Origin of the sequence: Nevskia soli DSM 19509 (assembly GCF_000711955.1) — a bacterium.
GTDB classification, from domain to species: Bacteria; Pseudomonadota; Gammaproteobacteria; order Nevskiales; family Nevskiaceae; genus Nevskia; species Nevskia soli.
Genome location: NZ_JONR01000024.1, coordinates 85,952 through 96,018, shown reverse-complemented (window position 1 = coordinate 96,018; position 10,067 = coordinate 85,952). Strand labels below are relative to the sequence as shown.

Sequence of the window (10,067 nt, the reverse complement as noted above, 5' to 3'; positions counted from 1 at the left end):
GATGGCCCGCGCTGACGCGCTTTCTCGCGGATCCGGCTTTGCCCATCGACAATAACCATGATGAGCGGCAGATCCGGCCCTGGGCGGTCGGCAAGAAGAACTGGCTCTTCACAGGCACCCAGCTCGCTGGAGAGCGCGCTGCTGCGATCATGAGCCTGATCCAAACGGCCAAGCTCAACGGTCATGATCCGCACGCCTATCTCAAGGACGTCCTGACTCGATTGCCGACTCAACCGATCAGCAAACTCGATGCGCTTCTGCCGCAGAACTGGAAGCCTTAGGCTTTATAGCTCTGCACCCTTCCGTCAAGATGGGATGCCTGGACGCTTACCCATAGATGGTCACATAACTAATTGTTTTAAAACATTCGACACTCAGTCCGTTACTGGCGAGATCTCCTGGGGCGACGCCAGACGTCTCCACCAGAGTTCCGTGCCAGGCTGAGGCTACCAAAAATCCGTGTCCGGCCGACCACGACTCTTTCGCCGCAAGCTAATGGCGTCAACGTTCACTGCCGAAGGACGATGTTGACTGCCAACGGTGAAGACAACCTCAACGACTCGCGTTAAATGCAGGCCATTTCAATGCAGATGACCGATTTATTTAGTTGTTTTAGAAGAAATTATTGGCGTCGATACCAAGTTGGCAGGCAACGTTTAGTAGGCTACATCGAATGGCGACAACTACTCCTATTTCACCAAAGTGATGGGAATATCGACCAGATGAATGACCTTGGTTGCGACTGAACCCAAGAGCAGCCCCGAGAATGCTCCGAGGCCTCGCGTTCCCATAATGAGGGCTTTGCATCCGAGTACCGCCGCTTGTTGTGCGATGGTCTCCGCTATTGGCCCCACATGAACATGCAATTGGTGCGGAATTGAAGCCTGCTGCAGGACCTCGGCTGCTTCAAGGACGGTTTTCCTCCCGGCAGCGGCAATCGACTGTTCGATCTGCTTGATGGTGGCGGCATCCAGACAACTGTCCAGGTAGGCCGGACTTTCCTGCACATTCAGGACGTGTACCTGAACATCGGAATCGCCCTTGATCGTATCGACGAGATGCAGGAGCGCTCTTCTGGCGGCGGCGGATCCGTCGTAAGGAATAATGATCTTTTGCATCTTCAGTTACTCCGTGATGCTTGGAATGGTGAGTGCATGATTCGTCAGCGTGGCCCGGTCAGATTTCAACATCAGGCTTGCCCATACTGCGTCCATTATCGGGGCTCACTACGACTTGGCGGTCCACGAATTGCACCAGCCAGCAGCCTTGACCTGCTTCCCGGTGAATAAGGGGCAACCACCCTGGATCGAACCAGCGGCGCCTTGGTACAACATGCAATTGCCGCATCGGCTGCCCGGCCTTGCCTCCGCCGATTTGGTGGCATCGGCGACGTACTTGAATGCCTTGGCTGTTTGATCGTCAGGGGTTACAAGCGGCGCATCCCCCGCCGTTGCCGGGTGCAATTGCGAGACGGCGAATGGTGCCAAGGCTACGCCCATGGCGAGTTTCTTCAGTAACCGACGGCGTGAGTTGTCAACGAAGCTGGGCATGCAATCTCCTGGGCCAATCAATTTTTGAATATCGAGCTGGATAACGGCTTCAGCCTGGGCGGCACCTTGGCCGAGGCTGATCTCAATATCGACGCAAGCTTTGGGACACCAGGAACCCCGAGCCATGCCGCGTGTATCGAGGGGTTACGAGTCAGGACGGCATGAAATTTGAGGTGCCTGGTCCCCGCCTGTTTTGTGAACTTGCGAGCTAATTCCAACAACGCGACGATCAATGCAAAAATAAAAACAACCGTCGACAACGAAGATGTATAGGTATGAATGCTTGCCGTTGGCATTCCGCGATAGCTGGCCGCAGCGACAGCGGTATTGGAAGGGCTCGACGCTGAAACAATTACCGGGTGAGAAGCGCCTGTCTTCAAATTGACGGCGTCGCCTACATCTGGCGAGAAGTGGAGCTCCGTGAGGTCATGCCGGATCATGAATCGCCTCCATTGGGCGGCAGAATTGCCGCTCGCGTGCGCATTCACGCCGCGCACCCTGGACGCAATATTGAAAGGATTCCAGGTCTCCAACATTGACCTGGATCAAATACCTTCAGACTCTCCAACAGCGCAGAGAGTACTTCTTGCAGGCGGAAGTCTGCCAACCCGTGAAATCGTGACCAGTACCGGCTTTGGGCAAGCAGTCACACAAAACTGCCAATTGAAGCCCAGCGATTTCCCGCCAGTTCAGCTGCGCTTGAGCTGAATGAGCATCTGGACCAGTTGAGCCAGGCCGCGCGCGCCCATCTTCTGCATGACGTGAGCCCGATGGAGCTCCACGGTACGCTCGCTCAAGCCCAGATCGATCGCGATGGCCTTGTTGGCGTCGCCGCCGGCCAGACGCTCCGCGATCTCCTTTTCCCGAGGCGTCAGGCTGTCAAATCTCTCCTTGACCAATCCCAGGCTACCGAGCTGCTCGCGTAGCTTTGCGTCGTGTTCCAGAGCTTTCTGCACACGGCGAATCAGTTCATCGTCCTTGAACGGCTTTTGGAGGAAATCGACCGCCCCGGCGCGCATGGCTTCTACAGCCATCGGTACGTCGCCATGGCCGGTAATGAAAATCACCGGGAGGGCCCAACCACGGCGATTCAGCTCCTGCTGCAATTCCATCCCGCTCAGGCGCGGCATTCGAATGTCGAGTACCAGGCAACCAGGCTCCTCGGATTTGTAGCCATCCAAGAAAGCCCTTGCGTCGGGGAAAGCCCGGGAGCGAATGCCGACGGATCGAAGCAGCAGACCGATGCTATCTCGCACCGCCTCTTCGTCGTCGACGATAAAGACCATGGGCGCTGGAACACTGGCAGGGATAGTCATGGGCTGGATACCGGTAGACGCATGATGAAATCGGCGCCACCACGGCTATTCCGGCGATATTGCAGTTCGCCGCCGTGTGCGGACATGATGGATTTGCAGATCGAAAGGCCCAAACCCATGCCTTGGGATTTGGTGGTGAAAAAGGGTTCGAACAAGCGGTCTTCTGCATCGTGGCTCAATCCTGGGCCACAGTCGCTGACTGTGATATCGATCCAGGAGCCGTCCACCGGCGCTGCCGTAACCTGGACGAAATCGCCGCTCGCCTTCTCGATCATTGCCTCGAGCGCGTTGCGGATCAGGTTCAGCAGTACCTGTTGGATCTGTACGCCGTCGCCAAGTACAGGTGGAAGCTTGGCCGCTATGCTGACCAGCAGCTTCCAGCCCCTCGCGCGCAACTCGAAATCGATCAGCTTGGTGACTTCGCCGACCAGCATGCCGCAATCGAGCGGCTCCCGCAGGAATTCGCGTTTGCGCGCCATGTTGCGGAGGCTCCGGATCACCTGCCCCGCCCGCTCGGCCTGAATTGCGATCTTGTCGTGGATCTCCGCCAACTCCTCGGGATCCACCGCTCCAGCCAGAACCAGGCGCCTTGCGGCGCTGGCATAGTTGGCGATGGCGGTCAGGGGCTGATTCACCTCGTGCGCAATTCCGCTGACCATCTCGCCGAGCGTACCAATCCGGCCGACATGGGCCAGCCTGGTGCGCAGATCTTCCGCTTCCTTGGCAACTTCGAAGACACGGCTGCGGTCGATGACCTCGCAGATCATCAGTAAAGGCTCCCCCTTGGTGTCACGCGCTACACCCGCCTGGAGCAAGGCATACATGATTTGACCATCCTTGGTCCGATAGCGGATCTCCCGGCCGAACCTCTCGCCTTCCTGATGCAGCTTCGAGAATTCCGCCCGTATTTCCTGACGATCTTCTTCGACGACCAGGTCGCTATGCCGCATTTCCTTGAGTTCCTGAGCGGAGTATCCGAGGAGGATCTCGCAAGCGCGATTGGCATTCAACACATGGCCGTTGATGTCGGTGATGGTGACTGGTGTCGGCGTGTTTTCAAAAATGAGCCGCAGTTCCTCCGTCGCCTCCCGGATTTCGGCTTCCTGTCGCTTGCGCTGGGTGATGTCCCGGAGGATTCCTACAAATCCCCGCTCCGCATCGGTCTTGAATTCTCCGACCGAAAGATCGATCGGGAACGTGGTCCCGTCTTTCCTCTGCGCGACAACTTCCCGCCCGATTCCGATGATGCGCCGCGATCCGGTTTCGACGTATCGCGCGAGGTAGCCATCGTGCTCGTCGCGATAAGGCTGCGGCATCAGCACGGAAACATTTTTTCCGATGACTTCGGCCTCGCTGTACCCGAATACAGCTTCGGCGGCGCGGTTGAATCCGCTGATCCTGCCGCGGGGATCGATCAGCACAATGGGATCCACTGCGGCGTCGAGTAAAGCCGTCAAGCGGACGGATGCGGCGCTGATCCTGCGATGATTGGCGCCTTTATGCGGCATAAAACTGGCGGCTTCCTGAAATAGGATGGGATCAAGGATTTAGGTGATTTTAAACAAGTTCGGGCTCCATGACCTCCCCCTGCCATCGAGCGGCTGGAGTTGGACTGTTCCCCTTGGCCGACGTGCCGCTTTTCAGGGCTGAGTCGAACTCGGCCAACCCTCCAGGGTCAGCGGTGACGGCCGATGGCGTCTCTTTCAGGATTCCAGAACAAAGCTGGGGGCGGAGCGCTACCGGCACCCCGCCCCCCGGCCCGATCTGTCACAGATGCGATCAGAAGCGGTAGCCGACGTTGATGCCGTAAGCCAGCGGATCGATCTTGACTTTCCCGATCGGTGTGCCGCCGACGCTTGCGTCAGGCTCGATCTGGATGTAGCGGACATCGACACCAGCCACCCAGGCCGGCGCGAATTTCCAGTCCACACCACCCTGCACCGTGTAACCCCAGGTATTGGAGAGTTGGAGGTTCGGGCCGTTGGACAGCGATTCATTGAAAAAGAACGTACGGTTGACACCGGCACCGACGAACGGATCGAAGCTGGCATCCGGAAGCGGGTGATACTGGAGCGTGACCGTCGGCGGCAGATGGCGGGTGGTCCCTACTTCCTGGCCGTTCAGTTTGATGTCATGGGTGAACGGGATGGCGCCGAGAATGTCGATGGTGATGTTGCGGCAGATCCGGTAATCGAGATTCAGCGTAGGCCCAATTTTGCTCTTGACCTCGACGTCGCCCGCGGCCGTCTGGCTGGACCCGCCGGTGGGGTCGATATTGTGCACCCCTACCCGCACGGTCCAAGGAGTGGACTCGGCGAAACAATCGGCATGAACCAGGGAAGGAGCGGCCAGCAAGGGAGCGGCGACCATCACCAGAGAGAGATATTTATGTTTCATGGCTTATTTCAGCAGTTAACATCGGATTGATGACCAGTTAATTTTCGATATCTGTCGCCGCCCGGGCATTGATCAGGATCATTGATTCGCCAGCGCAATCATCTTTCCACTCCACACTCGCGCAAACAAAAAAAAGCGGCCACTAGGGCCGCTTGATGTACGGACCGCCTCAGAGTGGGCGGCTTTACGGAGTCATGTGGATCACGCCTCGACAGACTTCTTGGTCCCGGTTTCGACGTGTTGCTCTGGAATTTTCAGGTGTTTGGATAACTCCATTTCGAAGCCTACAGGCTTGACCAGGAGAACATCGCACTGCAATTTGCGGATCAGACCCTCAGCCACTGTTCCGAACATGATCCGGTCGAACCCGCTTCGATAGGCTGAACCCAATACAACCATATCCGCACTGCGATCACGGGCACAGCTCGCAATGGATTCCGAAACATCGAAGCCGCTGCGTCGGATAACTTGCATCGGCCGAATCTTGTGCTTGGCCGCAAATTTCTCGAGGGACTCGCGGTGTGCCGTATTCATGATATCGAAGGTGTCGGCGATGAACCCAGACGCATAAGTGTCCAGCGGGACATACGAGAAAATTGAAACCAAATCCACCTGCGCTTCGCTGAGTGAAGCAAGCGACTGTGCGGTTTCCACGACACGATCGTTGAGCTGCCCTTCGTCGCCGGCAACGGTAACATCGACCGAAGCAAGAACGTGGTGCGGTACCAGCTTGGATCGGGGGTGTACAAGCATCAGCGGCGCAGGGCTCAAGCGCAGAAGCTTCCAGTCGAGGGAGGAAGGGCGCAGCAACTGTTCTCCCTGAGTTTCGCAATCAACATCCTTCACGACCAAGTCGGGCTTGATCTCGAGTATCTTGCCGATGATGCTCTTATAGGGACTGGGCGCCCAGATCACGTCGCACTCCACCCGTATTCCCTGCTGGGCCAGTGCACCGGCCTCCGAGGTCAGCCACTTCATCCGCTCGTCGAGAAAGTCGTGGCGCGCCCGATCGGCGACCTCGTCGCCAAAAATGGTGCGGGAATGGTCGATCGGGCCGTAATAGTCGAACAGAAGCAGATGGAGTATCGCGTTGGTATGGTGAGCGTAAGCCATCGCCCGATGCAGGGCCGGTGTCGCACGCCGGGACGGAGACATCACCACGATAATGGATTTCTGACTGTTCATTGCTGTCCTCATCGGCCTCCCGGCCAGCTCGCGAGTTGCTGGGAGCGAGTCTGCCGAGCATGGTCGGGAGGTGCTTTGATCTGGATCAATGCGACGTTTTCCCGCTGGAGCGATTCTTTTGGCCGTCCGTAACCGGGGGTCGAAATGGATCAGTCATCAACATCAGTTGTTCATTACGAGGATAGCGTCATTCGGAGCTTTTCGGTGATGACCGTAGTTTGGGGCATCGTCGGAATGCTGGTGGGCGTCTGGATCGCCGCGGAGTTGCTGTGGCCGCAGCTGAACATGGACATTCCATGGCTCACTTACAGCCGTCTGCGTCCGCTGCATACCAATGCCGTGATTTTCGCCTTCGGCGGCAGTGCGCTGTTCGCTTCCAGCTACTGGTGCGTACAGCGAACCTCCAGGGCGCCGCTGTTTCTGCCCTGGCTGGCGAAATTCACCTTCTGGGGATGGAATCTGGTCATCGTCCTGGCAGCCATCACCCTGCCTCTTGGCATTACCCAGAGCAAGGAATACGCGGAACTGGAATGGCCGATCGATATCCTGATCGCTATTGTCTGGGTGGCGTATGCGGTAGTGTTCTTCGGCACCATCGCCAAGCGCACCGTTTCTCATATTTACGTCGCCAATTGGTTCTTCGGGGCCTTCATCCTGGCGGTTGCATTGCTGCATATCGTCAACAGCGCCGCGATTCCGGTAAGCCTTTGGAAATCCTATTCGGCCTACAGCGGTGCTACCGATGCCATGGTGCAGTGGTGGTACGGGCACAATGCCGTCGGTTTTTTCCTGACGGCCGGGTTCCTCGGCATGATGTATTACTTCGTGCCCAAGCAGGTGGGCAAGCCGATTTATTCCTATCGGCTCTCCATCGTTCATTTCTGGGCCCTGATCGCGGTGTACATGTGGGCCGGCCCGCATCATCTGCATTACACCGCCCTGCCCGACTGGGTGCAATCGCTCGGCATGGTGTTCTCGCTGATCCTGCTGGCGCCATCCTGGGGCGGCATGATCAACGGCATGATGACCTTGAGCGGGGCCTGGCACAAGCTCCGCGATGACCCGATCGTCAAATTCCTGATTGTCTCCTTGTCGTTCTACGGCATGTCGACCTTCGAAGGCCCGATGATGTCGATCAAGACCGTCAACGCTTTATCCCACTACACCGACTGGGGCATCGGCCACGTTCATTCCGGCGCCCTGGGCTGGGTTGCGATGATCTCGATCGGATCGATGTATGCCCTCATCCCGCGTGCTTTCGGCCGGCCACAGATGTACAGCATCCCGGCCATCAACCTGCACTTCTGGCTGTCGACCGTCGGCACTGTGCTGTACATCACCGCGATGTGGAGTGCCGGCTTGATGCAAGGCCTGATGTGGCGTGCCACCGAAGCGGACGGCACGCTCACTTACAGCTTTATTGAGTCACTGAAGGCGACTCATCCGTTCTATGCCGTGCGCCTGGCCGGTGGACTAGTGTTCTTCTCCGGCATGCTGGTCATGGCCTGGAATGTATGGCGGACGCTGAAGACGCCTTCGCTTCAACCCATGCCAAACGCTGCGGAGGTGCGCGCGTGAAACACGAAATCATAGAAAAGAACGTGATGCTGCTGGGCGTCCTGACCGCGGTTGCGATCAGCTTCGGCGGCCTGGTGGAGATCATTCCCCTGATGAATGACAAGACCGCCACCACTCCCGCGACCGGACTGCAGATGCGCACACCGCTTGAAACGGCGGGGCGCGACGTCTATGTGCGTGAAGGCTGCTACGGCTGCCATTCCCAGATGATCCGTTCCCTGGGCGAAGAGGTCTTGCGCTATGGCCCGGCGTCGCAAGCGGGCGAGTCGGTATACGACCACCCCTTCCAGTGGGGCTCCAAACGCACAGGTCCGGACTTGGCCCGAGTCGGCGGCCGCTACAGCGACGAATGGCACCAGATCCACCTGAACAATCCGCGCGACGTGGTGCCGGAATCGAACATGCCGGGTTACCCCTGGCTGGCGAAGGAAAAGTTCGAGCCGGGTGAAGTTCCGGCCATGATGCGTGCCCTGAAGAAAGTCGGTGTGCCCTTCGACGACGCCGAGATTGCCAAGGCGGACGAGGAAGTTGCCGGCAAGACCAAGATGGACGCGCTGATCGCCTTCCTGCAATCACTCAAGATGCCGAAACCCGAATCGGTGACAGCGGCATCCGAACCCGCAAAGACGGAGAGCAAGCCATGATCAGTGGAATATTCACAAGCGCAGCCTTCATCGGCTTCATCGGCATCACCTGGTGGGCGTACACGCGGCATAACCGCGCCCGGTTCGAGGAGGCATCCATGTTGCCGCTGACCGAGGAGATGCAGCGCTCTCCGTTGCCGACGGTGATGGAACTGCCTGCCTGCTGCCGGGAGTCGCAGTCATGAGCGATTTCTGGAGTGTCTACATCATCATCATCACGTTCGCGATGATGATCGGTTGCCTCTGGCTGCTGTACGCCAATGCACGCGGCACGCCCGGCGAGAGCACCGGGCACGTCTGGGACGACGATTTGCGGGAATTCAACAATCCGCTGCCGCGCTGGTGGCTGAACCTGTTCGTGCTGACGGTGATCTTCGGCGCGGGCTATCTGGCGTTCTATCCCGGACTGGGCAATCTGGCGGGGCGCCTGGGCTGGACTTCAACCAAGCAGATGCAGACGCGTCTGGACGAGCTGACGGCAAAACGCACGGCGATCTATGCCTCGCTTGCCGGCAAGGATATTCCCGCACTGGCTCGGGATCCGTCGGCCCAATCGCTTGGACGAGCCGTATTCCTGGGCAATTGCGCAGGTTGCCACGGCACCGACGCCCGCGGGGCTATCGGTTTCCCCAACCTGACCGACAAGGACTGGCTGTTCGGCGGAGAGCCCGAGCAACTGGTGGAAACCATCACCCATGGACGTCACGGCGTGATGCCGCCAATCGGCTTGGGGCTGACACCAGAAGCTAGGCAGGCGCTGGTGGACTTCGTTCCGTTCTGGTCCGACCCGAAGTTGGACGCGGCCAAGCGTGAAGCCGGCCAAAAGCAGTTTGCCGTGACCTGTGCGGCCTGTCACGGCGCCGAAGGCAAGGGCAATGTCGCCTTGGGTGCTCCCAACCTCAGTGACGATGTCTGGCTGTTCCGCGGCGGACGCGAAGGCGTCACCGAAACCATCATGAAAGGGCGGCAGAGCACCATGCCAGCGCACGAGACCATCCTGTCGACTGACGAGATCCGCGTTGTGGCCGCATATGTCTACGGCCTGTCCCATGCGACCGCCGCCGCGACACCGGAAGATGCGGAAAATGGGGAAAAGGCGGAAAAGGCGGAAAAGCAGTGAATCAGCAGCCGGCTGGCGAAAATCTCAACAGAGTGTCGCCCCACTATCTGGAGCGCCACGAAGGGCTCAGGCTCGCGTGTGCGCTGCTCTGGTGTTCCTTTCTGGGCGCCACGCTGTCGATGGTTGCCCTGCAACTGACGCCTAGGGACTGGACGCTGCCGCCAACGACGATGGAAGGTGCCGGCCCGACTTTTCTGGTGCTGTGGGTGCTCGCGCTAGTGCCAACGCTGCTGGCGGCCATCTTGTTACCGCGCAAGACCAAGACGGAAGGTTGATC

The 10,067-nt window shown here is 58.5% G+C and carries 13 protein-coding genes; 6 read left to right on the top strand and 7 right to left on the bottom strand.

Features of this window, described 5'->3' with window-relative positions:
- A partial coding sequence (locus BP26_RS0113790) for a transposase domain-containing protein (protein WP_029921165.1) occupies positions 1-281 on the top strand: 281 nt, incomplete at its 5' end.
- Positions 282-689: 408 nt separating this feature from the next.
- Here BP26_RS0113790 and BP26_RS0113785 read toward each other — a convergent pair.
- From BP26_RS0113785 to BP26_RS0113760, 7 genes are all read right to left on the bottom strand, one after another.
- Positions 690-1,118: a universal stress protein gene (locus BP26_RS0113785; protein WP_029921164.1), complete on the bottom strand. Its 429-nt coding sequence runs from the start codon at positions 1,116-1,118 to the stop codon at positions 690-692.
- Between the two features lie 108 nt (positions 1,119-1,226).
- A complete protein-coding gene (locus tag BP26_RS30135; protein ID WP_029921163.1) occupies positions 1,227-1,550 on the bottom strand; it encodes a high-potential iron-sulfur protein in 324 nt (107 codons plus the stop codon).
- 17 nt (positions 1,551-1,567) lie between these two features.
- Positions 1,568-1,990: a hypothetical protein gene (locus BP26_RS30130; RefSeq protein WP_169740712.1), complete on the bottom strand. Its 423-nt coding sequence runs from the start codon at positions 1,988-1,990 to the stop codon at positions 1,568-1,570.
- A 249-nt stretch (positions 1,991-2,239) separates the two neighbouring features.
- On the bottom strand, positions 2,240-2,866 hold the full coding sequence (locus BP26_RS0113775; RefSeq protein WP_211254919.1) for a response regulator transcription factor: 627 nt from the start codon (positions 2,864-2,866) through the stop codon (positions 2,240-2,242).
- Positions 2,863-4,374: a PAS domain-containing sensor histidine kinase gene (locus BP26_RS0113770; protein ID WP_051748961.1), complete on the bottom strand. Its 1,512-nt coding sequence runs from the start codon at positions 4,372-4,374 to the stop codon at positions 2,863-2,865. The genes BP26_RS0113775 and BP26_RS0113770 overlap by 4 nt, the downstream gene beginning before the upstream one ends.
- A 271-nt stretch (positions 4,375-4,645) precedes the next feature.
- Positions 4,646-5,263, bottom strand: a complete 618-nt coding sequence (locus tag BP26_RS0113765; RefSeq protein WP_029921160.1) for an OmpW/AlkL family protein — start codon at positions 5,261-5,263, stop codon at positions 4,646-4,648.
- 201 nt (positions 5,264-5,464) lie between these two features.
- Entirely contained in the window at positions 5,465-6,448 is a 984-nt protein-coding gene (locus BP26_RS0113760; RefSeq protein ID WP_029921159.1) for a universal stress protein, read from the bottom strand.
- 144 nt (positions 6,449-6,592) lie between these two features.
- Here BP26_RS0113760 and ccoN point away from each other — a divergent pair, with 144 nt between their 5' ends.
- Genes ccoN through BP26_RS0113735 form a run of 5 tightly spaced genes read left to right on the top strand, consistent with a single transcriptional unit; the run spans position 6,593 to position 10,065 of the window.
- On the top strand, positions 6,593-8,026 hold the full coding sequence (ccoN, locus tag BP26_RS0113755) for a cytochrome-c oxidase, cbb3-type subunit I (RefSeq protein WP_029921158.1): 1,434 nt from the start codon (positions 6,593-6,595) through the stop codon (positions 8,024-8,026).
- Positions 7,963-8,670 carry a cytochrome-c oxidase, cbb3-type subunit II gene (gene ccoO, locus BP26_RS0113750; protein ID WP_084183085.1) on the top strand — a complete coding sequence of 236 codons (708 nt, stop codon included), beginning with the start codon at positions 7,963-7,965 and terminating at the stop codon, positions 8,668-8,670. Before ccoN ends, ccoO begins: the two co-directional genes overlap by 64 nt.
- Complete coding sequence (locus BP26_RS0113745) at positions 8,667-8,855, top strand: cbb3-type cytochrome oxidase subunit 3 (protein WP_029921156.1); 189 nt, start codon at positions 8,667-8,669, stop codon at positions 8,853-8,855. Before ccoO ends, BP26_RS0113745 begins: the two co-directional genes overlap by 4 nt.
- Entirely contained in the window at positions 8,852-9,790 is a 939-nt protein-coding gene (gene ccoP, locus BP26_RS0113740; protein WP_029921155.1) for a cytochrome-c oxidase, cbb3-type subunit III, read from the top strand. The genes BP26_RS0113745 and ccoP overlap by 4 nt, the downstream gene beginning before the upstream one ends.
- Positions 9,787-10,065: a hypothetical protein gene (locus BP26_RS0113735; RefSeq protein WP_029921154.1), complete on the top strand. Its 279-nt coding sequence runs from the start codon at positions 9,787-9,789 to the stop codon at positions 10,063-10,065. Before ccoP ends, BP26_RS0113735 begins: the two co-directional genes overlap by 4 nt.
- Positions 10,066-10,067 lie beyond the last annotated feature (2 nt).

Excerpts from the sequence above, each read along its gene's own strand:
- BP26_RS0113785 (WP_029921164.1), bottom strand. The coding sequence starts at position 1,118 with ATGCAAAAGATCATTATTCCTTACGACGGATCCGCCGCCGCCAGAAGA.
- BP26_RS30135 (WP_029921163.1), bottom strand. The coding sequence starts at position 1,550 with ATGCCCAGCTTCGTTGACAACTCACGCCGTCGGTTACTGAAGAAACTC.
- BP26_RS30130 (WP_169740712.1), bottom strand. The coding sequence starts at position 1,990 with ATGATCCGGCATGACCTCACGGAGCTCCACTTCTCGCCAGATGTAGGC.
- BP26_RS0113775 (WP_211254919.1), bottom strand. The coding sequence starts at position 2,866 with ATGACTATCCCTGCCAGTGTTCCAGCGCCCATGGTCTTTATCGTCGAC.
- BP26_RS0113770 (WP_051748961.1), bottom strand. The coding sequence starts at position 4,374 with ATGCCGCATAAAGGCGCCAATCATCGCAGGATCAGCGCCGCATCCGTC.
- BP26_RS0113765 (WP_029921160.1), bottom strand. The coding sequence starts at position 5,263 with ATGAAACATAAATATCTCTCTCTGGTGATGGTCGCCGCTCCCTTGCTG.
- BP26_RS0113760 (WP_029921159.1), bottom strand. The coding sequence starts at position 6,448 with ATGAACAGTCAGAAATCCATTATCGTGGTGATGTCTCCGTCCCGGCGT.
- ccoN (WP_029921158.1), top strand. The coding sequence starts at position 6,593 with ATGGATCAGTCATCAACATCAGTTGTTCATTACGAGGATAGCGTCATT.
- ccoO (WP_084183085.1), top strand. The coding sequence starts at position 7,963 with ATGGCGGACGCTGAAGACGCCTTCGCTTCAACCCATGCCAAACGCTGC.
- BP26_RS0113745 (WP_029921156.1), top strand. The coding sequence starts at position 8,667 with ATGATCAGTGGAATATTCACAAGCGCAGCCTTCATCGGCTTCATCGGC.
- ccoP (WP_029921155.1), top strand. The coding sequence starts at position 8,852 with ATGAGCGATTTCTGGAGTGTCTACATCATCATCATCACGTTCGCGATG.